The 23,564-nt window shown below is 34.9% G+C and carries 22 protein-coding genes; 11 read left to right on the forward strand and 11 right to left on the reverse strand.

Features of this window, described 5'->3' with window-relative positions:
- Positions 1-240: 240 nt before the first annotated feature.
- From BD847_RS16245 to BD847_RS16270, 6 genes are all read left to right on the forward strand, one after another.
- On the forward strand, positions 241-1,143 hold the full coding sequence (locus tag BD847_RS16245; protein WP_115889311.1) for a COG4315 family predicted lipoprotein: 903 nt from the start codon (positions 241-243) through the stop codon (positions 1,141-1,143).
- Positions 1,144-1,212: 69 nt separating this feature from the next.
- On the forward strand, positions 1,213-1,611 hold the full coding sequence (locus BD847_RS16250) for an OB-fold protein (protein ID WP_115889312.1): 399 nt from the start codon (positions 1,213-1,215) through the stop codon (positions 1,609-1,611).
- A gap of 4 nt (positions 1,612-1,615) precedes the next feature.
- Positions 1,616-2,479, forward strand: coding sequence for a DUF5777 family beta-barrel protein (locus BD847_RS16255; RefSeq protein ID WP_115889313.1), 864 nt, complete (start codon positions 1,616-1,618; stop codon positions 2,477-2,479).
- Positions 2,480-2,497: 18 nt separating this feature from the next.
- The gene (locus tag BD847_RS16260) at positions 2,498-2,842 is read left to right on the forward strand and encodes a hypothetical protein (RefSeq protein WP_115889314.1); all 345 of its coding nucleotides are present in this window, start codon (positions 2,498-2,500) and stop codon (positions 2,840-2,842) included.
- A gap of 72 nt (positions 2,843-2,914) precedes the next feature.
- Positions 2,915-3,394, forward strand: coding sequence for a YceI family protein (locus BD847_RS16265; protein WP_244201625.1), 480 nt, complete (start codon positions 2,915-2,917; stop codon positions 3,392-3,394).
- A gap of 60 nt (positions 3,395-3,454) precedes the next feature.
- A complete protein-coding gene (locus tag BD847_RS16270; RefSeq protein ID WP_115889316.1) occupies positions 3,455-3,955 on the forward strand; it encodes a CHRD domain-containing protein in 501 nt (166 codons plus the stop codon).
- A gap of 120 nt (positions 3,956-4,075) precedes the next feature.
- On the opposite strand, the gene BD847_RS16275 is transcribed toward BD847_RS16270, so the two are convergent.
- Genes BD847_RS16275 through BD847_RS16320 form a run of 10 tightly spaced genes read right to left on the reverse strand, consistent with a single transcriptional unit; the run spans position 4,076 to position 14,276 of the window.
- The gene (locus tag BD847_RS16275) at positions 4,076-4,948 is read right to left on the reverse strand and encodes a sugar phosphate isomerase/epimerase family protein (RefSeq protein ID WP_115889317.1); all 873 of its coding nucleotides are present in this window, start codon (positions 4,946-4,948) and stop codon (positions 4,076-4,078) included.
- Between the two features lie 15 nt (positions 4,949-4,963).
- Positions 4,964-5,857, reverse strand: coding sequence for a hydroxypyruvate isomerase family protein (locus tag BD847_RS16280; protein WP_115889318.1), 894 nt, complete (start codon positions 5,855-5,857; stop codon positions 4,964-4,966).
- Positions 5,858-5,877: 20 nt separating this feature from the next.
- Complete coding sequence (locus BD847_RS16285; protein WP_115889319.1) at positions 5,878-7,107, reverse strand: nucleoside permease; 1,230 nt, start codon at positions 7,105-7,107, stop codon at positions 5,878-5,880.
- A 40-nt stretch (positions 7,108-7,147) separates the two neighbouring features.
- Positions 7,148-7,858 (reverse strand): 3-keto-disaccharide hydrolase, encoded by a 711-nt coding sequence (locus BD847_RS16290; RefSeq protein ID WP_115889320.1) that lies wholly within the window; start codon positions 7,856-7,858, stop codon positions 7,148-7,150.
- 19 nt (positions 7,859-7,877) lie between these two features.
- Positions 7,878-9,341 (reverse strand): Gfo/Idh/MocA family protein, encoded by a 1,464-nt coding sequence (locus tag BD847_RS16295; protein ID WP_115889321.1) that lies wholly within the window; start codon positions 9,339-9,341, stop codon positions 7,878-7,880.
- A gap of 12 nt (positions 9,342-9,353) precedes the next feature.
- A complete protein-coding gene (locus tag BD847_RS16300) occupies positions 9,354-9,716 on the reverse strand; it encodes a c-type cytochrome (RefSeq protein ID WP_115889322.1) in 363 nt (120 codons plus the stop codon).
- An 18-nt stretch (positions 9,717-9,734) separates the two neighbouring features.
- Positions 9,735-10,787: a sugar phosphate isomerase/epimerase family protein gene (locus BD847_RS16305; RefSeq protein WP_115889323.1), complete on the reverse strand. Its 1,053-nt coding sequence runs from the start codon at positions 10,785-10,787 to the stop codon at positions 9,735-9,737.
- 11 nt (positions 10,788-10,798) lie between these two features.
- A complete protein-coding gene (locus BD847_RS16310; RefSeq protein ID WP_244201626.1) occupies positions 10,799-11,953 on the reverse strand; it encodes a Gfo/Idh/MocA family protein in 1,155 nt (384 codons plus the stop codon).
- 17 nt (positions 11,954-11,970) lie between these two features.
- Positions 11,971-13,674 (reverse strand): GMC oxidoreductase, encoded by a 1,704-nt coding sequence (locus BD847_RS16315; protein ID WP_115889324.1) that lies wholly within the window; start codon positions 13,672-13,674, stop codon positions 11,971-11,973.
- Positions 13,675-13,715: 41 nt separating this feature from the next.
- Positions 13,716-14,276, reverse strand: coding sequence for a gluconate 2-dehydrogenase subunit 3 family protein (locus BD847_RS16320; RefSeq protein WP_115889325.1), 561 nt, complete (start codon positions 14,274-14,276; stop codon positions 13,716-13,718).
- 555 nt (positions 14,277-14,831) lie between these two features.
- On the opposite strand from BD847_RS16320, the gene BD847_RS16325 reads away from it, so the two are divergent.
- Both BD847_RS16325 and trxB read left to right on the forward strand, forming a co-directional pair.
- A complete protein-coding gene (locus BD847_RS16325; protein WP_115889326.1) occupies positions 14,832-15,332 on the forward strand; it encodes a CAP domain-containing protein in 501 nt (166 codons plus the stop codon).
- Between the two features lie 396 nt (positions 15,333-15,728).
- Positions 15,729-16,676: a thioredoxin-disulfide reductase gene (gene trxB / locus BD847_RS16330; RefSeq protein WP_115889327.1), complete on the forward strand. Its 948-nt coding sequence runs from the start codon at positions 15,729-15,731 to the stop codon at positions 16,674-16,676.
- Between the two features lie 66 nt (positions 16,677-16,742).
- Here the strand turns inward: trxB and ilvN are convergent, their stop codons facing one another.
- Complete coding sequence (gene ilvN / locus BD847_RS16335) at positions 16,743-17,312, reverse strand: acetolactate synthase small subunit (protein ID WP_115889328.1); 570 nt, start codon at positions 17,310-17,312, stop codon at positions 16,743-16,745.
- Positions 17,313-17,972: 660 nt separating this feature from the next.
- Here ilvN and BD847_RS16340 point away from each other — a divergent pair.
- From BD847_RS16340 to BD847_RS16355, 3 genes are all read left to right on the forward strand, one after another.
- Complete coding sequence (locus tag BD847_RS16340) at positions 17,973-19,493, forward strand: aminotransferase class V-fold PLP-dependent enzyme (RefSeq protein ID WP_115889329.1); 1,521 nt, start codon at positions 17,973-17,975, stop codon at positions 19,491-19,493.
- A 544-nt stretch (positions 19,494-20,037) separates the two neighbouring features.
- The gene (gene ppdK / locus BD847_RS16350) at positions 20,038-22,818 is read left to right on the forward strand and encodes a pyruvate, phosphate dikinase (protein WP_115889331.1); all 2,781 of its coding nucleotides are present in this window, start codon (positions 20,038-20,040) and stop codon (positions 22,816-22,818) included.
- Between the two features lie 69 nt (positions 22,819-22,887).
- A complete protein-coding gene (locus BD847_RS16355) occupies positions 22,888-23,436 on the forward strand; it encodes a Crp/Fnr family transcriptional regulator (protein ID WP_167443874.1) in 549 nt (182 codons plus the stop codon).
- The last annotated feature ends 128 nt before the right edge of the window (positions 23,437-23,564 follow it).

The following is a 23,564-nucleotide window of genomic DNA, read 5'->3' on the forward strand; positions in this document are numbered from 1 at the left end:
AGTCTTTTTCTCTCTTTTTTATTTTTTTTTATAAAATAATAATTCTTTGGTAGGGTAATCTACTTCAAGGCTGTTTTACTATGGAATCCTATTAAAAGAAAAAAAATGATTCCTTTAAAACACCATCAGAGCTATTTTTTCTATGACAGCTCATAATACAAATTATGATCAAGCAAAGACTTTACATATTCTGTAAAGCATAGAATTCTTTCTTATCAATATCAATCTAAAAAATAAACCATGAAATTAAAACTAAGTAAGTTCGTTTTGGTTGCTATTGTAGCAACAACATTTTTCGTAAGCTGTAGCAGTGATAATAGTGACAATCCAAATCCAGTTCCTCCAACCCAGGAAACAAAAATGGAAGTTAATCTTTCTAACAGCGCAACATTAGGTTCTTATCTTTCAGATAAAGACGGAAGGTCTTTATATTTTTTCGCAACAGACGCCAACGGACAATCTTCTTGTACAGGAGGATGTGAAGCTGCATGGCCACCTTTTTTTGTAGATAATTTAACAGCAGATAAATTAGGCGCTGGATTGTCATTTTCAGATTTTGCTACCATAACTACTTCATCCAGCAAAAAACAATTAACCTACAAAGGCTGGCCCTTATATTACTACTCGCCGGTTACCAGTGGCGATGGGTATGGAGGTGTAAACACACCTGAACCTGCAGGTAAAACTACAGGAGATGGCGTTAATGGCACTTGGTTTATTGCTAAACCGGATTATTCTATCATGATCGTAAGTAGTCAGTTAGTAGGACATGATGGTAAAAACTACAAATCTGATTATACGGTAGGCGATGGCGCAACGACTTATTTTACCGATGCTAAAGGTCTAACATTGTATACTTTCAAAAATGATAATTTCAATAAAAACAATTTTACAAGTGCAGATTTTTCAAACAATGGTGTTTGGCCAATCTATGAGACAGATAAAATTGTAGTTCCTTCTATTCTTGACAAATCAAAATTTAGTGTCATTACAGTATTTGGTAAATCTCAATTGACTTACAATGGCTGGCCTTTGTATTATTTTGGACAAGATGCAGGCGTTAGAGGTGCAAATAAGGGTATTAGTTTTCCTAGTCCGGGAGTATGGCCAGTACCAGTAAAAGATATTCCACTTGCAATGTAAACGGCTACCATTTTACAGTAATTAAAGTAGTCCGAAATTGATAAATCCTGATAGTAAAAAGTACAAAAAATGAATAAAAAAATCATACTTATTATTTTAATAATCGTCGTAGCAATTGGCGTGATAGCATTTGGTTCTTACAATTATATAATGCATGGAGGAGCCAGAAATTTAACCACCGAAAAAACAAATTTCACGGTTAGTTCGGCTTTTATTACATCAGAATTTTTGGGAGATATAGAGGCGGCAAATAAAAAATATCTTGAAAAAGCAGTCGCAATTAAAGGTAAAATAACCGCTTTGAAAGGGAAAGAAGTAATTCTCGACGGTACTGTTATCTGTAGTTTTAATAATCAGGATTTATCAATTAAAAAAGACCAAATAGTAACTGTAAAAGGCAGAGTTGTAGGTTATGATGATTTAATGGGTGAATTAAAATTAGACCAATGTTTTATAATCAAAAATTAATTAAATGAACGTAAAATTATTTTTATCCTTAGCATTTTTTCTTTCGGTTATTGGTCATTTAGCAGCACAGGATGATTTGTTAAAGGAATTGGACACTGTAAAATCTAAAGAAAAACAAATAGAAACTTTAGGTTTCAAAGGGCTCCAGATTTGCAACATGCAATCGACAAAACTAACTGCCAAAGGCGAATGGTATATATTAATATCGCATCGCTTTGGTGATTTGACCCAGGGTTTTGATAACTTTTTTGGATTAGATGATGCTTACACCAAATTAGGAGCCATTTACGGATTGACAGATTGGTTGTCACTAGGAGCATCGAGACAAACAAACAATAAGATTTATGAATTAACCGCAAAGTACAGGCTTAAAAATCAGGAAGAAAACGGTTTTCCGGTATCTATTGTTGGCTATAATACGATGGATGTTAATACCAATTTAAGTACAGATCAATATCCTTATTTAAAATTTAATAATCGATTGGCTTTTACCACACAATTACTGGTTTCAAGAAAATTTTCAGATGCGATTACCCTCGAAATAGCTCCAATTTATATTCACAAAAATCTGTATGATGAAACCACTGAAAGAAAAGATCAGTTTGTGGTGGGACTTGGCGGAAGATATAAATTCACAAAAAGGTTAAGTATGAATCTCGAATATGCGCCACGAATTGATGCACCGGAAAATGAGGTGTATCATAATTTGCTTACGGTAGGATTGGATATTGACACCGGCGGACATATTTTTCAGATGGTTTTCTCAAACTGTCAGACTATGAATGACGTGTATGTATTCTCTAATGCGACTGGGAAATGGAATGGAGGAGGTATTTATTTTGGATTTAATTTATATAGAGTCTTTTAAAATTAATAAAATATTTCGATGAAAAAAATAAGAATATTTTTAATAGCACTATGCAGCATATTCATAGTTTCTTGTGAATCTAACACCTATAGTGAAATAGGAAGACCAGCCGGAAATCCAACTTATGAGGCCAATATAGAACATATTATAGAACATAATTGCCTGAGTTGCCATTACGGAGCAATTCAATATCCTAATCTGGAAACGTATGAAGGAGTAAAAAATGCCTGTCTTAATGCCAATTTGGTTTGTAGGATTGAATCTGAAGATTGTGGCATTAGAATGCCGCAGGGAGGAAGCCTTCCTCAAACAGATATTGATTTAATAAAACTTTGGGTAGCAAACGGATTTGTAGAAGAATAAGCGAAACTTATGAAAAGACTAACATTTTTAATAGTATTTATTTTTTTGGGAAATATGCTATTTGCCCAAAAAATGATGACGCGAACAGGACAAATAAAATTTGAAGCTTCGGTGCCTTCATTTGATCCTGTTGCGGCTGTAAATAATTCGGTTTCTGCAATTTTGGATGAGTCGAATGGCGAAATTGCTGTTTTGGCTCTGGTAAAAGCTTTCAAATTTAAAATTCCTTTGATGGAGGAACATTTTAATGAAAATTATATGGAATCTTCGCAATATCCAAAGGCAACTTTTAAAGGAAGAATAACAAATTTTGATGCTTCAAAATTAAGCAGTTCTCAAAAATATGATTTAGAAGGAGATTTGACTATACATGGTGTAACCAAAAAAATTAAAACCAAAATTAGTCTCATATCAAAGGAAGGAAAAGTATACGTCTCAAATAATCTAATAGTTAAGGCTCAAGATTTTAATATCAAAATACCAAGCGTTGTAAAAAGTAAAGTAGCAGAAGATGTTTCTATTAATCTGGATTTGATCCTTGATGAAAAATAGCATAACTATATAATCAATAGTTTTTTTAATCTTTTTATTAATCTAAAAAATATACAAATTATGAAATCACTATTAAATTTCTCAGTAATCGTATGTTTGTTTTTTATTGGAGTTTCGTGCTCCAGTAATAACGACGACAACCCAACGCCACCCAAGCCTGTTATTGTTACCTTTAATGCGACTTTAAGTGGCGCAAGTGAAGTACCTGCAAATGCTTCAACCGCAACAGGAACTGCAACATTGAGTTATAACAAAACCACAAAAATTTTCACGCTCAATGTGAATTATTCCGGATTAACACCAACTATGGGACATATACACAAAGGTGCCGCTGGTACTAATGGAGCTATAATATTTCCGTTTACCGATATAGCATCGCCTATTAGTTACACAAGTCCTGTACTGACTGCAGCACAAGAAACGGATCTTTTGGCAAATAATTATTATGTAAACTTACACACCGAGGCTTTTACAGCGGGAGAAATAAGAGGACAACTTATTACTGAAAACCCTGGCGGAAGCGATGGCGGCGGTGGAGGCGGCGGTGGAGGCGGCTACTAAAACCGGCTCTTTATCTTTAGAGAAAAAAAGCTTTTCTAACTAATTAGAAAAGCTTTTTTTAATTTATAATATATAAAATTTGTTTTCAATATTTTCTAAAAGCAGTTTTAGAAATTACATTTAAATTAATTGCTTAGTAACATAATCGCAGCTTGTTTTAATTGATTCTGCTGGATTTGGCGAATAATTAGTTTCTTGTTCGACAAAAAAATGTTTCATACCAGATAATTTAGCTTGTGCAAAAATGGTTTTAAAGTCGATGCTTCCGTCGCCAATTTCGGTATTCCACTCAGCTTTAGATTTATCCATATCTTTTACATGCCACATTGTAAATCGGCCGGGATTAGCCTTAAACAATGCTAACGGATCATTTCCAGAACGAACTGCCCAGTATAGATCCAATTCAAAATCGACTAATTTTTTATCAGTTTCTTGTAATAGAATATCATATCCTGTTTTATCTCCAAACTTTTTAAATTCAAAATCATGATTATGATAAGCCAATTTCAAACCTGATTGTTTGCATAAAACGGCTGCTTCATTTATTTTTTGAGCAACTCGTTTAAAACCATCTAAATCATGTCTTAAATTTTCATCTAAATAAGGAACAGTAATATACTCGCTTTCAAGTTGTTTAGCACATTCAATACAAGCTTTAAGAAAATCAGCATTGTTGTCTTTTATAAAAGAATTAAAATCATAATGTCCGCTTGGCGCTTTTAGTCCATTATCGTTCATTATTTTTTTGAAATCTTTTGAAGAAGTGCCAAAAAAGCCATCTTTGCCTGAATATCCATAAGTTTCCACTTCTTTATATCCTGACTTAGCCACATGCTCTAAAACTCCTTTTACGTTTTTAGAAAAATCATCTCTCAACGTATACAATTGAAGTCCGATATTTTTTGGCTTAGCCGAAAATGCAAGTGAAGGAGCAATTGCTACTGCACCTAAAGCCAAACCGCTAGTAATTAAGAAATCTCTTCTCTTTATCATAGTTTTTAGTTTTTTTTAAATATCACAAATCTCAATTGCTTTTTTTAAAGAAGCTATTTTGTTTTTTTGTTTCGGAATAAATTCTTGTCCAACGAAACCTGTAAAACCAGTATCGGCAATAGCTTTCATTATCGCGATATAATTGAGTTCTTGTGTTTCATCAATTTCATTACGTCCCGGAACTCCGCCAGTATGATAGTGTGTAATGTATTTATGATTTTCGCGGATTGTTCTGATTACATCGCCTTCATCAATTTGCATATGGTAAATATCATAGAGCAGTTTAAAATTTTCCGAATTGATTCGTTTTGCTAATTCTACACCCCAAGAGGTTTTGTCACATTGATAATCTTTGTGATCAATTTTACTGTTCAGCAATTCCATAACCAACGTTATTTTATGTTTCTCGGCTAACGGAATTAATTTTTGAAGACCAATTACACAATTATTCCAGCCTTCTTCATCGGTTTTTCCTCTTCTGTTTCCACTAAAGCAAATCAGATTTTTGTAGCCTGCTTTCGCAACTAGCGGAATCATTTCTATATAATTTTTGATCAGTTGTTCATGAAATTTCAGATCATTGAAACCATCCACAAGGTTTAATTCGGCACCATTACACATGGTCGAAACAAGATTGTATTTCTGTAGTATTGGCCATTCTTTGGGCCCAACCAGATCAATTCCGGTAATTCCAATTTTTGTAGCTTCCTGGCAAAGTGTTTCGATATCAAAATCACTAAAGCACCAACGAGCTACAGAATGATTAATTTTTCCTTTCAAAATAGTTGTATTTAATTGAAGTTCTTCCTGAGGATTGCCCAAAGCTAATAAATCGTGTGGGATTGCAAAAGCCACAGTTCCGGCAAGGATACCTTTTATCGCAGTTCTTCTATCAAAATTTGCACTCATTACTTTTGTTTTTTTAATGCTTAAATTTCATTTGCCAGTTTGTTTTTATCTTGAAACAGAAGAGCAAAAATCAGGAATACAGCGAAGGCGATTCCGGCTGGGATAATCCAAACGATCAACCAGTTGATTGCTCCTTCGACAGTTTTGTAATTATCCGTAATCCAACCTGCAACTGCAAAGCCAATCAACATTCCGATACCATAAGTTGCTAATGTTATCAAACCCTGAGCGGCACTTTTATATTTTTCTCCAGCTTTTGAATTGGTATAAATTTGTCCTGAAACAAAGAAAAAATCATAGCATATTCCGTGCAAAGCAATTCCGGTAATGAGCATGAAACTTAAATCGCCACCATTTCCGTAGGCAAACAAAACATATCGAATTGCCCAAGCAAGCATTCCGACCAAAATGGTTTTCTTAAATCCAAAACGGGCAAAAAAGACAGGAATAAATAATAAAAATACAGCTTCAGAGATTTGCCCAATTGCCATTTTTCCTGTCGGATTTTCGACTCCGGCATTAGTTAGGAAAGGGTGTGCATTTTGATAATAAAAAGCCAACGGAATACAAATCAAAATTGAGGAAATAAAAAAGATGAGGAAATTTTTATCTTTTAAAAGCTTTAACGCATCAAGACCAATAATGTCAGCAATTTTAACTTTTTCGGTACTAACTTTTGGAGGTGTTTTTGGCAATGTAAAACTCAATAATCCTAAAATCAAAGCCGCAATTCCAGCCAAAAGAAAAGTGTTTTTAAGTAATCCGTTAGAAACAGCTTCTGCAGAATCCCAGTGAAATAAAAAGCTGATTACTAAACCGGCTAAAATCCAACCTATTGTTCCCCAAACTCGAATGTTGGCAAACTCTTTTTCGGGATCTTTCATTTGGTTAAAAGCTACGGAGTTTACTAAAGCCAATGTTGGCATATACAATACCATATAACTCAATACATAGATATAAAACAATCCGATATCTGTCGACTGATACATTTGATACATTAAAAAGGCTCCAGCCAAATGTAAAAAGCCTAGAATTTTCTCTGCATTAAAATAGCGATCTGCAATTAAACCAATGATAAAAGGCGCTATAATAGCTCCCCAGGATTGTGTAGAAAAAACAGCTGCAGTTTCAGATCCTGAAGCTTTTAAATTGTTTCCCAGAAAAGTACCAAGGGTAACAAACCATGCGCCCCAGATAAAGAATTCCAGAAACATCATGACAGATAATTTAATGCGGATTGTTGTATTCATAAAATATGGTTGGTTTTTTGGTTATAGTGTTTTGGAGCAATTATTTACAGCCTGTAGTAGTTTCCATAGTATTCCATTCTTTAATAGAAATATTACGGTACCATACATTATTGCCGTGATCTTGTAATGCAATATGACCTTTTTTGAAAGTTCCAAAACCTGGCCAGCCAGCAAATTTACTTCCGGCAACTAACGCTTTAAAGTTATCATCCCAAAGTACTGTTTCAACTATGATAACGCCGTTTAATACTAAAGTCAGTTTTCCGTTTTTGCAAACAACTTCAGCAGTATTCCATTCGCCAACAGGCTTAACTGGCTCCGATTTACTTTGAATTAAATCATACAAATCTCCTGCGCGGTGTTTTGTGATTTTTCCGTCAGAGTGACCATCATTGTCTAAAACTTGCATTTCGAGACCCGTTTCGTAAGTGTTTTTATATTTTGTTGGATTATCATTAACATAAAAAATGATACCGCTATTTGCATTTGGAGCAACTTTCCAATCTAATTTTAGGTGAAAGTTTTCATATTCTGCATCGGTTACTAAATCACCTCCCTGACCATTTTTTGCTGCTTCAGGATCAAAATGAAGAACGCCGTCTTCGACTTTCCAGCCTGCACTGGCAGTAGTTTTTCCGTAAGTATGCCAGCCTGCTGTGGTTTTTCCGTCAAAAATTGGTTTAAAACCTTTTTGAGCATGAGCGGTTTGTAAAAATGCGAATAATACTGCGGTTGTAATAATTTTTATCATGATTCTTAATATTTAAAATTTAAAAGCTTAGGTTTTTCCAGCCTTCTCTATAATTACGTTTTACAAATTGATTTACATCGTCTACATTGGTTACTTTCTTGGCATCATTATCCCAAAGTAATTTAACGGAACGCCCAGGATATACATCTTCACCTAATACTTCCTTATGTAAATCATAACCTCTAACAGCCAGATTTGCCATTAGCAATGCTTCGGTTAGAGGACCGGCGATTTCAAAAGGAGAACTAAGTTCTTTTTTTCCATAACCCGCAATACAGCCTTCAACCCATTGTTTATAATGTCCGTTGGCGCCATCTTTTACTCGAGGGTATTTTTCGGCTATTTTTAGATTTTCATTTCGAGATAAAGGCAATAATCTTGGATTTTCACTATAAGTGTCACAAATCATTTTTCCTTTTGTTCCAATGAATAAAGTACCGTTTCCGCCATCGCCAAAAATCTCATTGGCTCCTAATTCTTCTGGACGTTCAGGCTGAATACCGCCATCCATCCAATGGACTTTGACATCGCCTTTGGTTTTATTTGTTTTTGGAAAAGTTAATGTTACATGACTTGACGGCGGACAACTATCTGGGAAATAACCTCTTCTAAACTCATCAACATAGACAGAGCCAACGCTACACTGCACATCTTTGGCATATTTTAGATTTAAGACCGAAAACGGAGCTTCCATTAAATGGCAACCCATATCTCCAAGTGCTCCAGTTCCGTAATCCCACCAACCGCGCCAGTTGAATGGCACTAATTTGTCAGCATAGTTTTTGTTGGGAGCAGTACCAAGCCATAAATCCCAATCGAGTTCTTTTGGTATTTCTGTTTTTGCTGTCGACCATGGAATTCCCTGAGGCCATACAGGTCTGTCAGTCCAGGCATAAACAGTATGAACATCACCAATTAAATCAGCTTCATACCATTCTTTTAAAATTCGGGTACCATCATTAGATGATCCCTGATTTCCCATCTGCGTAACAACTTTATATCTTGCCGCTGCCTGCGTCATCATATGCGCTTCGTAAATATCGTGTGCCATTGGTTTTTGCACATACACGTGTTTTCCTAACTGCATCGCCGAAAAGGCTTGAATAGCATGATTATGATCTGGTGTAGAAACAGAAACAGCATCAAAATTTTTATGTTCTTTGTCCAGCATTTCGCGCCAGTCTTTGTAGAATTTTGCTTTAGGATACGCTTTTACACTGTCAGCAGCTCTTCTGGTATCAACATCACACAAATAAGCAATATTTGCTAGTCCGCTTCTGTTAAAATTAGAAAGGTCAGATTGTCCTTTTCCACCAACACCAATACCGGCAATTAATAATTTGTCACTTGGCGCTACAAATCCTCTTCCCATAACATGTCTGGGAATAATCATAAAAGCGGCAGTAGCTAATACTCCTTTTTTTAGGAAATCCCTGCGATCATTCGATTCAGGTTCTTTACTTTTATTGAAGTCTTGATCCATATAGAGTATATTTTATTTATTGAGTGAGAGAATGTATTTTGCAATTTTTTTCGCGTCATCTTTTTTTAATGCCGCATGAGGTAACATAGGAACGGCGCCCCAAACTCCAGAACCTCCTTTAATAATTTTATCCGATAAGTAATTGATGTTTTTCTCGTTGTGCGGATATTTTTTGGCAATATCCAAATAGGAAGGGCCCGCAACTTTTTTTTCTATTTTGTGGCAGGTAGCACAATCTAATTTTTTTAATATTGCCTCGGCTTCGGCGTGTTGAGTGTCTTGAATGTCAGTGTAGACATTTGGAATTGCTTGATAATTCGAAAAAGAGGTTGATCCATTCAGAGTTATTATCGCAATAAATAAAAATAATTTCATCTTATACTATTTAATAATTTAAAGTCCTAAATTTTTTCTATTAAGCTGCGTGTTCGTTTCTACAGCAGCAAAATCATCAAAGGCTTTATCAGTTACTTTGATAATATGTTTTTTTATAAATTCGGCTCCCTCGCGAGCACCATCTTCCTGGTTTTTCAGACAGCATTCCCATTCCATTACTGCCCAGCCTTTATAATCGTATTGCGCTAATTTGCTAAAGATGGTTTTAAAATCAATTTGACCATCTCCCGGAGAACGATAACGACCTGCACGATTTATCCAATTTTGGTATCCTCCAAAAGTACCTTGCTTTCCTGTTGGATTAAACTCAGCATCTTTTACGTGGAAAGCTTTGATTCGTTCGTGATAAAAATCGATATATTGAATATAATCCAATTGCTGTAAAACGAAATGTGAAGGATCATAAAGTAAGCAGGCTCGCTCATGATTGTTTACCGCTTTGAGAAACATTTCGTAAGTTTCGCCATCAAACAAATCTTCTCCAGGGTGAATTTCATAACAAACATCCACACCATTTTTATCAAATTCGTTAAGGATTGGCAGCCAACGATTAGCCAGTTCTTTGAAACCTTCTTCAATTAAACCCGGCGGTCTTTGTGGCCAAGGATGAAAATATTGCCAAAGTAACGATCCGCTAAATGTAGCGTGGGCATTAAGACCTAGATTCTGGGAAGCTTTTGCCGCATAATGTAATTGTTGAACCGCCCATTCTTGCCTTGCTTTTGGATTTCCTCGCAAGTTTTTTGGAGCAAATCCATCAAAAAAATCATCATAAGCAGGATGAACAGCAACTAACTGACCTTGCAAATGAGTAGAAAGTTCTGATATTTTTAATCCGTAAGAAGCAACAATTCCCGTAAGTTCATCAGCATAAGTTTTGCTTTCTGCGGCTTTTTGCAAATCGATAAAGCGAGTGTCTAAAGTTGGGATTTGTATTCCTTTAAAACCGAGATCGGCAGCCCATTGACAAATTCCTTCCAAAGAATTAAATGGAGCTTCGTCAGAAATAAACTGAGCTAAAAAGACTGCTGGTCCTTGTATTGTGGTCATACTTTTTTAATTTAAATTTTGAATTCCGTCCATTTTTGAGTTGATTTTCCGGAAGCGATTACATTTTCTATAAAAGCCATTCCTCTAACACCTTCTTCCACACTTGGAAAATCAAGCATAAATGCTGTTGGTTCTTTGTTTTCTAGTTTTGATTGTAGAGTAAGCGCAAAATTCTTGTATAAATTTCCAAAGGCTTCCAGATAACCTTCCGGATGTCCGCTTGGAATTCGTGTATTAAAAGCTGCTTCAGGCGATAAATAGCCGTTTCCGGTGCGATATAATTGAGCAGGGGAGTCCAGCCATTTTACAGTTAAGGTATTAGGCTCCATTTGATGCCATTCTAAACCGCCTTTTTCTCCATAGACTTTTATTTTTAGGCTATTCTCTTCGCCAGCAGCAATTTGGCTGGCTACTAAAATTCCGTTAGCGCCATTGTCGAATTTAAGCAAGACATTTCCGTCGTCATCTAATCTTCTGTTTGGGACGACAGTATTAATATCAGCACAAATTTGAGTGATTTTTAATCCTGAAATGTATTCAGCCAAATGAGCGGCATGAGTTCCAATATCACCCATACAACCACTAATACCACTTTTGGTAGGATCAGTTCTCCAAGCGGCTTGTTTGTTTCCATTGTTTTCAAAATCGCTACTCAGCCAGCCTTGAGGATATTCGACCATTATTTTCCGAATCTTTCCCAAATGATTTTCAGCTACCAGACTTCTGGCTTGTTTAACCATTGGATAACCGGCGTAGGTATGTGTCAGACAAAGATAAAGTCCGGTTTCTTTTACTTTTTGTGCTAATAGTTTTGCTTCGTGTAAGCTCAAAGTCATTGGCTTGTCTAAAACAACGTGGAAGCCATTTTCTAATGCTAAAATTGCAGGAGCAAAGTGCGCATGATTTGGAGTTACTATCGAAACGAAATCCATTCGATCTTCAGGAGCCAGTTTTGCTTCTGTTTCTATCATTTGAGTATAAGATTCATAACATTTATCTTCAGATAAACCTAATTCTTTACCCGATTCAAGAGATACGTCAGGATTGGAACTAAAAGCTCCACAATGCAATTCGATTAATCCGTCCATGTTGGCAGCTATTCGGTGAACTGCTCCAATAAAAGCATTTTTACCACCACCAATCATTCCCATTTTTAATTTTCTCATAACTGAATGTCCTGAATCTAAATGTTTTTCTTCTTCAATTCTTTAACAGCATAATCGCAAGCTCTGGCCGTTAAAGCCATATAAGTTAAAGAAGGATTCTGGCAAGCACTTGAAGGCATGCAAGATCCATCAGTAACAAATACATTGCTTACTTCATGCATTTGATTCCATTTATTCAATACAGATTCTTTTGGATCATTCCCCATACGGGCAGTTCCCATTTCATGGATTGTCATTCCAGGATAACAACCATTATCGTAAGCTTTTACATTTTTAACACCAGCTGCTTCAAGCATTTCTACGGCGTCATACATCATATCTTCACGCATTTTAGCTTCATTCTCTTTATATTCACAATCTATAGCTAATACGGGTTGTCCCCATTTGTCTTTTTTAGAATGATCGATATACACTTTGTTTTCGTAATAAGGAAGCATTTCTCCAAAGGCTCCTAATCCCATAGTCCACGAATCCGCTGGTTTTGATAAAAGATCTTTGAAATCTCCACCAAAATCCAGTTCGGCCACTTCTTTATGCCAGTGACCTCTACTTGCCGCACCCTGATATCCGAAGCCACGTAAATAGTCTCTCTTATCATCTTTAAAGTTTTGATATCTTGGGATGTAGATACCATTTGGTCTTCGACCGTAAGTATATTTATCTTCAAAACCTTCAACAGTTCCCTCAGCGCCACATCTAAAATGATGATCCATTAAATTATGGCCTAAATGTCCACTACCATTGCCCAATCCATTAGGATGCGCTTCAGAAGTTGAATTCAATAAAACAAATGTTGAACCCAATGTGGAGCCATTTACAAAAACAATTTTGGCATAAAATTCCATTGTTTCATTAGTCTGAGAATCGATTACCATTACACCTTTGGCTTTTTTGGTTTCCTTATCATAAATAATATGATTTACAATTGAATAAGGACGAACAGTCAGTTTTTTGGTAGCCATTGCAGCCGGTAACGTAGAAGATTGTGTACTGAAATAAGCACCAAAAGGACAGCCTCTGCTGCATAAATTTCTGTACTGGCAATTTCCTCTGCCTAAATGTGGCACAGTAAGATTTGCAGAACGACCAATAGTCAAAATTCTCGATTTATTATAGTGTTTTTCAATACGTTCTTTTACCGATTTTTCAACACAATTCATATCCATAGGAGGCAAAAATTGACCGTCAGGTAATAAAGGCCAATTTTCATTTTGACCGCTTATTCCGGCAAATTTTTCTACATAATCATACCATGGAGCAATATCTTTATATCGGATTGGCCAATCATTACCATGACCATCTTTCAGGTTATCTTCGAAATTGTGATCACTGAAACGATAGCTTTGACGTCCCCACATTAATGATTTTCCACCAACGTGAAATCCTCTGTACCAGTCAAAACGTTTGTCTTCAGTGTATGGACATTCTAAATCGTTTACCCACCAGCTTTCGTTAGCTTGACTGTATGGATAATCTCTTGTTTGTACAGGATGCGTTCTTTTTTGTTCTTCAGTCAATTTTCCGCAATAAGCTATTTCCCAAGGAGCTTTCATTGCCGATTCGTAATCTTTAACGTGCTCGATGTTTTGTCCACGTTCCAGCATTAAGACTTTTAAACCTTTTTGTGTAAGTTCTTTAGCAGCCCATCCACCACTTATTCCAGAACCTATGACAATTGCGTCATAAGTATTTTGTTTCTTTAAATCAGTATTTATATTCACGGATGTAATTTTAGTATTAATATTTATAATTGCTTTGTCTTTTATGTTGCCCAGGCTTTTTGCCCAGTAACGTAGTCGACATTTCCATCATATTTGCCAGGTATTGGCAAATACTCTCTTGCGACTGTACAGCCTATTTCTGAAGAAAAATAACCTAATAGTGTTAAGTCTCTGGCAATCAAAAAGAATGAAGGTTCTTTATTGTTATCGATAGATTCTTGTCTAAGATCAGTTACCAGCATTTTTTTCTCTTCACTAGTAAGATTTAAGAATTCTTTATTGAATTTAGTTTTGCTTTTTGCCAGCATATTATCAAATCCATTTTTAAAAATTTTTTGCAAATCGGGAGGATAACATTCTTTTATAACCAAAGGAATAAATGCACCTACACCAGCGTCTTTAGCTCCGGGTGATGCTGCGGTTGTTGGTAAGATTATTTCTGAAAATTCAGATAATATTTCTTCATCTGTACTTGAAAAAGAATAACTGTTGTTTATTGGGTCAAATACAGTAAAACTTTCAAATATAACGCCCATTGTTGAGGCAGAAAGTGCTCCACCCAACAAATAAGCAAACTTTTTCAGTGCTTCTCTTCTTTCCATTTATAATATATTAAAAATACTGTTTATTTACTGTGAAAAATACATTTATCAATCACTTACAATAATAGTAAAAAAACTATTGTATTGTCATTTTTAATATTAAATACATGATAGAAATCTATAATTATCATTTAATAAATCGTTTTAGTAAATATTTTTAAATTTGAGCGTCGTCTTTTATTAATTAGTAAGAAAAAATGCAATATTTTAAGAGTTGTTTTTTTAAATCATTTAATAAAACATTGTTATTTAATCTTGATTATGGCAAAAGATTAGTAAAATTTTATTCTATTTTGATTTAATGGGGATAATGCACGTTTCTTTCACCCCGAATTCCATAGCTATTAATTTTATTGTTTTTTTAGTATTTGTAATTATTGCTGAAAACTCAAAATTTGAACTAGAGTGATATTATTTAGATGCAGATACCTTCCTTTTAATAATTTTCGAAATGTCTGAAAATGTAATTTTTGTGTCCGATTCTTACTTCTTTAAGATTCTGATATAGTGACATTTGTACTTTATTAGACAGTTTGGAAATTATATGTTTTTAGTATGAAAATTTTTAGAAGAAGTTATTTGTTTGTGATTCTTGGTCTTTTATTTTGTTGTTGCGATTCGGAAGATGCTAATCATGAAGATGCCAATTATAAAGAAGAAATAAGTCATGAGTTTGTGTATAATAATGATGAAATACAGACAATGAAAGTAATTAACGATTACCGAATCAGTATTGGTCTTAAGCCATTAAATAAAATTGATCATGTTTCAGAAAAGGCTAGTGAACATAATAATGATATGATTCTTAAAGATAATGTAGGTCATGAGGACTTTGTAAATCGTTCAGAATCTATTATTAAAGTTTTAGGAGCAAAGAATGTTGCAGAAAACATTGCTTATAATTATCGAAGTGCAGAAGGCGCTTTGAATTCATGGTTACAGAGTCCTTCTCATAGAGCGATTATAGAGGGTGATTTTACCGATTTTGGAATTTCGGTTATGGAAAACCCTGCTAATGGGAAAAAATATTATACAAACATTTTTGTTAAGTTTTAAAATGTAAACCGTCTGGTAAAGTATTATTATATAGAGTTTCAATGCTTTTTGTCTGAAGATTTTTTCAATAAAAAGTGACCGAATATATTTACCCTTAAAATTGGTTTATTTAACTCAAGAAATAAATTCTTTAAAAAAAAAGACAGGATTAGTTATTTACTAAATTAATTGTATTTATTAGTGTTTCAGAGCTTAAAAGCAATTTTGTAAATCTAAGTGTGACAAAAGATACAGAGATGATACTGAAGAAAATTTATTTTCGCTTTTTTTAAATCGTGCTTTTTGATTTAAAATAACATCAGGGAATAATTTTCATCAATAAAACAATGATTGCAAGAATCTTTGTATTGATTGAAATATCAATTACAGACTTATTGCAATTTAAACTATCATCATATGTCAGATACAATAGAAAAAATTAAATGTCTTATTATAGGTTCGGGACCGGCGGGTTATACAGCATCAATCTATGCTGCCAGAGCAAATATGAATCCGGTTTTATATCAGGGAATGCAGCCCGGAGGTCAATTGACTACCACAAATGAAGTAGAGAATTTTCCGGGTTATGTTGATGGTGTTACAGGTCCCGAAATGATGATCCAGTTACAGGAACAAGCAAAACGTTTTGGTGCGGATATCCGTGACGGCTGGGCTACAAAAGTTGATTTTTCAGGAGATATTCATAAAGTTTGGATTAATGATACTATCGAATTGCATTGTGAAACTGTTATTATTTCGACAGGAGCATCTGCAAAATATTTAGGATTGCCATCAGAACAACATTATTTAAATATGGGAGGAGGAGTTTCTGCCTGCGCTGTTTGTGACGGATTTTTCTACAGAAATCAGGAAGTTGTAATTGTTGGAGCAGGTGACTCTGCTTGTGAAGAAGCGCATTATCTTTCTAAACTTTGTAAAAAAGTAACAATGTTGGTAAGAAGCGAAAAATTCAGAGCTTCTAAAATTATGGAAGAACGTGTTCGCAAAACTGAAAACATTGAGATTTTAATGAATCACGATACTATTGAAGTTTTAGGTGATAATAACGTTGTTCATGCTATTAAAGCCTTAAACAAAACTACCGGAGAAGTAATCGAAATTCCTGCAACTGGTTTCTTCGTTGCAATTGGTCACAAACCAAATACAGACATCTTCAAAGATTATATCACGCTTGATGAAACAGGATATATTGTAAATACCCCTGGAACATCTAAAACAAATGTTGATGGTGTTTTTGTTGCAGGAGATGCTGCAGATCATGTCTATCGTCAGGCAATTACTGCAGCAGGAACGGGTTGTATGGCAGCTTTGGATGCAGAACATTATCTGGCGTCAAAAGACTAGATTAAAATTTAAGAACAAGTGTTTATAGTTGTAGAGCGTTTTAAAGAAAAAGCAGCAAATTAAGTGTTATAACGTATTAGGATATTCTAGTTTAGAATTATGAAACTGCATCGCCTGTTCTTCTAATTCTTTCAATTCTTTTTCAAAACCTTCACTGGATTTGATAAGAGAAATTGTAGCACTCTTTACAAACTCAACAAGTTCGAATTTTTGAAAAGCCAGAGTTAGACAATCTATTTCGTTTTCCTGACCGGTGAACTCAATGAAAGTGTATTTTTTTTCAACGGATACAAATTTGGCGCTATACTTTTTTAGTAAGACATCAAAATTTTCAGCTGTCATCAGAACCTTTGTTGGGACTTTATATAAGACAGTTTGTACAATGACTATTTCCTCATTACTGTTACAATAACATTTAAAGACATCAATAATTTTTTCTATTTGAAGAGTAAGGTTTTTTACTATTTCTGAAGTTTCATTCACAACAATAGTAAAGCGGAACATTCTGGCAATTTCGCATGAAGAAATATTCAGGCTTTTCAAACTGATTTTTTTCCTTGAAAACATGATGGCTATTTTATTCATTAAGCCTATTTGATCTTCGGTGTAAACTGTTAACGTATATTCTTCTTTCATTATGGTTTTATTGTTAAGCGATTAAAATTTTAGATAAAAAAAAACCTTCCTCGTTTTGACTGAGAAAGGTTTGTATTAGACAATATAATCCTGACTCGTCATATGAGACAAATGATAATAATTGCGATAATGATACTAACTACTAAATTTTTCATGTTTGTTTAAATAAAAAAACCTCCCGTTTCAGGGAGGTTTTAAAAAAATGGTATCGTAATACTTTTATATAAAATTCCCTCTACTACTATCGAATGATAATAATATTAATAATAGAGGTATTGATTTGTTTTTTCATTGTTAATGTAAAGTGCAAATATATCATTTTTTAGAATAGATAATGTGTTTTTTTTTATATGTGAATATGATTGTAATTTTTGAGCTCTTCATTGTAATTTAAAAATGAAATAAAAGCTGAAAGCAAAAAACACATAATTTAAAAAAGCAATTTGTAAGTGATATCCGTATGTAAGTGTTTGAAATGTAAAAGAATAATATTTACGGAACTGTGACAAAAAACACAAAGACTCTAAATCTGATAATTTACTTTCGCACTTTAATAACTAGAAAATATTGAAATTATAAATTATTTGATTTTAAAATTATAGACACTAATCTGTTACTGATTAGAAATTTTAAGAAATAAAAAACCATAACAAAAAGTAAATGAACTCAGAAAATATAGATACAACAGTTAATTCAGGATTCTCCGAAAGAATAGAGAACTTGGAATCTTATTTCAGCGCATTTCGTGAAGGAATTGTCGGAACAGAACAAAGTTTTGAATCACCTTACGGGATTCAGAAAATTATTTATGCTGATTGGACTGCCAGCGGAAGATTGTACAGACCAATTGAAGAAAAATTGCTCAATGAAGTTGGACCGTATGTGGCAAATACCCACACAGAAACCGCTGTTACTGGCTCTGTCATGACTCATGCTTATCATGATGCGCGACAAATTATAAAAGACCACGTTAATGCATCGGTAGATGATATATTGATTACGGAAGGAACAGGAATGACTGGAGCGATTAATAAATTCCAACGTATTTTAGGCCTGAAAGTCAATGAAAACTTAAGAAAGCATACGAATGTTCCTGAGGATTTGAGACCGATTATTTTTGTTTCGCATATGGAGCATCATTCCAATCAGACATCATGGCTTGAAACTATTGCAAGAGTAGAGGTTATTCCTGCTGATTTAGATGGTTTGCCTTCTTTGACAGGTCTTGAGGATTTGCTTAAGAATTATAAAGAGACACCTATAAAAATTGCCGCGATAACGGGCTGTTCTAATGTAACAGGAATACGAACCAATTATCATGCAATTGCAGGAATAATGCACAAACATGGCGGGCTTTGTTTTGTAGATTTTGCCTGTTCAGCGCCTTACACAGATATCGATATGCATCCGGAAAAAGAAGAAGAGTATTTAGATGCCATTACTTTTTCACCTCATAAATTCCTTGGAGGTCCGGGTTCTTGCGGTGTATTAATTTTCAATAAAAAACTGTATAAAAATCTAGTTCCTGATAATCCTGGAGGAGGTACTGTATCGTATACCAATCCGTGGGGAGACCGCGATTATATCGATGATATAGAAACCAGAGAAGATGGCGGTACACCAGGGTTTCTTCAGACTATTAGAACAGCTATGGCCATTAGACTGAAAGAACAGATGGGAACGGAGAATATTTTGAGAAGAGAGCACGAACTTAATTCAATTATTTTTGAAAGACTTTCCAAAATAGAAAATCTACAGATACTTGCACCAAAAAACACAGATCGTCTTGGGCTATTTTCTTTTTATATTGAAGATCTGCATTATAATTTGATTGTTAGGTTGCTAAATGACCGTTTCGGTATTCAAACTAGAGGAGGTTGTTCCTGCGCAGGTACATACGGACATTATTTATTAAATGTAGATGTGTCATTGTCAAAATCAATCGAGCAGAAGATATTAGGCGGATGTTTGGCTGAGCGTCCAGGCTGGATCAGAATGTCAATTCATCCTACAATGACTAATAAAGAGATTGAATATATATGCGATGCTATTGCGCTTGTTGCACAAAATGCTGAGCACTGGCAGACTGCTTATCGTTATGATAATAAAAAGAACGACTTTATTCATTTGGCAGGTGAATCAGTTGAAAAAGATATTATTAAAAATTGGTTCACTGCTTAAAGCTATTTAATTAGTATTATAAATAAGAATTATTAATTTTGGAAAAGATACATATTGAATGAGTTGCGGATAATGCTTTGTTTATAGTAATAAAATTTATCGGAAAGTGAGCCTGATATAATTTTTTGCTTATTAAGAATAAAGCGTTTAGAAGCTACATTGCATTCAGTACTATAAAATTTGTTTAATATTTTATTTAAATTATTACGATGAGAATAATTTCTAAAATGCCAGTTGCAAATAGAGGAGAGATTGCACCGGAAGGATTCCGTACCGAAACGGAATTTGTAAAAAAAACTGCAGTAGTCAAAGAGCTATTGGTGCCGCGAATTTTATCAATGATTTTACACTTTGTAAGAGAACTGGTATTTCTATGGAAGTATCGGAACTTTTGAAAAAACGAAATTATAGTTGGTGCATTTCTTAATAAGAAAACGCATTGAAAAAAATATGAAGCAATTCATATTTTTTTTAACTCATTCAACTATATCGATTTCGTAAATCTTAAATCATTTTAAAACCAACACACTAAATAACTTAAACAATGACTGAGTTAAAAAAAACAGTATACACTTTTGGGAGTAAAAAAGCCCAAGGGAATGCCCAAATGAAAGATCTTCTTGGGGGCAAAGGAGCAAACTTATGTGAGATGAATCTTTTGGGAATGCCAGTTCCTCCGGGATTTACAATAAGTACCGAAATGTGCGCACTCTATTCTGCCGGTAGGCGTTCAGTAGTTCTAAGCAGAATCAAAGATGAAGTACAAAGTGCTATCACAGAAATGGAAAGCCAGATGGGAAACTTATTTGGCAGTAATACAGAACCACTTCTAGTTTCTGTCCGTTCTGGTTCAAGAGCTTCTATGCCCGGAATGATGGACACAATACTAAATTTAGGATTGAACGATCAATCAGCAGAAGGATTGGCAAACAAAACAGAAAATCCTCGTTTTGTTTGGGATTCGTATCGCAGATTTATTCAAATGTACAGCGAGGTCGTTTTGCACATCAAGCCTTTAAACAGAGAAGATAAAAATCCGTTTGAAGAAATTATTGAGGAACTAAAAAAAGTAAAAAACGTAAAACTGGATAATGAATTCACAGCCGAAGATTTAAAAGAAATGGTTTACCTTTTTAAATCAATGGTAAAAAAGTTTTCAGGAGCAGATTTTCCATCAGATCCCTGGGAGCAGTTGGGGGGAGCGATTACAGCAGTTTTTGACAGCTGGATGAATGAAAGAGCTGTTTATTATCGTCAGTTAAATAATATTCCAGAAGATTGGGGAACAGCTGTAAATGTTCAGGCAATGGTATTTGGTAATATGGGAATAAATTCCGCAACAGGAGTTGCTTTTACTCGCGATGCCAGTACGGGTGAGAATATTTTCAATGGGGAATACTTGATCAATGCGCAGGGTGAAGATGTGGTGGCCGGTATCCGTACGCCTCAGCAAATTTCTTTGGAAGGTTCAAGAAGATGGGCTGCATCAGCTGGAATTTCAGAGAAGGAGCGCTTAGAAAAATTTCCTTCATTGGAAGAAACCATGCCTAAAATTTTTAAAGAACTTCAAGATATTGGAATAAGACTCGAAAATCATTACAAGGATATGCAGGATATTGAATTTACCATTCAGGAAGGTCAGTTATGGATGCTGCAGACCAGAAATGGAAAGCGTACCGGCGCGGCGATGGTAAAAATGGCAGTAGATATGTATGAAGAAGGAATTTTGACCGAGAAAGAAGCTTTGTTAAGAGTACAGCCAGAGCGACTAGACGAATTATTACACCCTGTTTTTGAAAAAAATAATCTGAACAAAGCAGTTGTTTTAGGACAAGGACTTCCGGCTTCACCCGGGGCAGCTTCAGGTCAGATTGTGTTTTTTGCCGAAGATGCTGTTAAATGGGAAGAAGAAGGAAAGACAGTTATTTTGGTCAGATTAGAAACCTCTCCGGAAGATTTAAAAGGAATGGTAGCCGCACAAGGTATTCTTACCGCTCGAGGCGGAATGACTTCTCATGCCGCTGTTGTAGCTAGAGGGATGGGGAAATGTTGCGTATCAGGAGCAGAAAACTTTAGGATTAATTATAAGACACGTAGTCTGAAATGTGATAATGTTGAACTTCAGGAAGGAGACTGGATTTCTCTTGACGGTTCTACCGGGAAAATTTATAAGGGACAAATTGCAACGACGGCAGCAACATTAAGCGGTGATTTTGATACATTGATGAATATGACTGATAACCATGCAAAAATGAAAGTCCGCACCAATGCAGATACGCCTCAGGATGCAGAAGCAGCAAGACGTTTTGGAGCACAGGGAATTGGGTTGTGCCGCACGGAGCATATGTTTTTCGAAGGAGATAAAATAAAAGCTGTACGAGAGATGATTTTGGCAGAAGATAAAGCTGGACGCAATGCGGCACTTGCTAAATTGCTTCCGATGCAGCGTCAGGATTTAGAAGGAATTCTTTGGGCTATGGAAGGCTTACCTGTTACTATTCGTTTATTAGATCCTCCGTTGCATGAATTCGTTCCTCATGAAGAAGCAAGCCAGAAAGAAATGGCAGAAGAAATGGGTATTTCACTTGCAAAGCTGCAGGAAAAAATAAGAACGATGCATGAGTCTAACCCAATGTTGGGCCACAGAGGATGCCGCTTAGGAAATACTTATCCTGAAATTTCAGAAATGCAGACAAGGGCAATTTTAGAAGCAGCTTTAAATCTAAAAAAAGCAGCTATTAAAACTTTCCCGGAAATCATGATTCCTTTAACGGGAACTCCTGCCGAAATGGAAATGCAGAAAGAGATCGTAAATCAAACCGCAGAGAAGGTTTTTCGTGAATATGGTGTGCGTATCGATTATAAAGTGGGAACGATGATAGAGGTTCCCCGTGCAGCTTTAGTTGCCGATAAAATTGCTCATAGTGCTGAATTTTTCTCTTTCGGGACAAATGATCTTACACAGATGACTTTTGGTTATTCAAGAGATGATGCTGGGAAATTCCTTCCGTTCTATCTGGAAAACGGTATTTTAGAAAATGATCCTTTTCAGGTGCTAGATCGAAAAGGAGTAGGGCAACTTATGAAAATGGCTGCTGCCAAAGGTTTATCTGAAAGACCTGATCTAAAATTAGGAATTTGTGGTGAGCATGGGGGAGATCCATCTTCTATAGAATTCTGTCATAGTATTGGTATGGATTATGTCAGCTGTTCTCCGTTTCGAGTTCCAATTGCTCGTCTTGCGGCAGCTCAGGCGGCAATTAAAGACGGTGAGTTAAATGAATTAAAATCGGTTAATAGTGAGGTTGAGATGTCTCTGCTATGATCCAATTATTCTTACCTGTCTTAAGCAGATTATCTTTAGTTAATATTAATTAAAAATCAGATGCAGGAAATGCTGAAACAACATATAAATAAGATAGTACAAATATCACATGAGGAGTTTGCAGAGATAGAATCCTATTTTTACAAAGAATTTTACAAGAAAGGGAAATATTTGGTAGAAGCTGGAGAATTAGCTAATTCTGAATTTTACATAACCGAAGGATTAACAGCCTCGTCTTTTCTAAATGAATTTGGAAAAAAAAGTATTCTACATTTCGCTGCAGAAGATGAATGGATATCAGATACGGAGTCTTTTAATACTGGTGTTAAAACGAGAATTAGCATAAAATGTCTTGAAGATACTGAAGTTTACCGAATATCATATCAAGATAAAGAAAAGCTCTGTGCAGTTTCAAAAAAAATGGAATACTTTTTTAGGAAGAAAAGCAATGATACCTGTATTATGCTTCAAAATAGAATCATGATTTTTATGTATACAAATTCAAAAGACAGATATGATAAATTCAGGGCATTATACCCTTCGATTTTTTTAAGAGTACCCAAGTTGTTTCAGGCCTCTTTTTTAGGAATTACTGAAAGAACGTTGAGTGAAATTTGATTTGTTTTAAATCCGTGAGTAAAGTTACTCACGGATTTTTTTATTTATGAGTTATATTGGTTTTTTATGTTTTCAAATAAGGCTTGCTAAACAACACTTTGAACAAATAAAAGATTTGTAAGTTTTGA

This window comes from Flavobacterium cutihirudinis, assembly GCF_003385895.1.
Taxonomy (GTDB): domain Bacteria; phylum Bacteroidota; class Bacteroidia; order Flavobacteriales; family Flavobacteriaceae; genus Flavobacterium; species Flavobacterium cutihirudinis.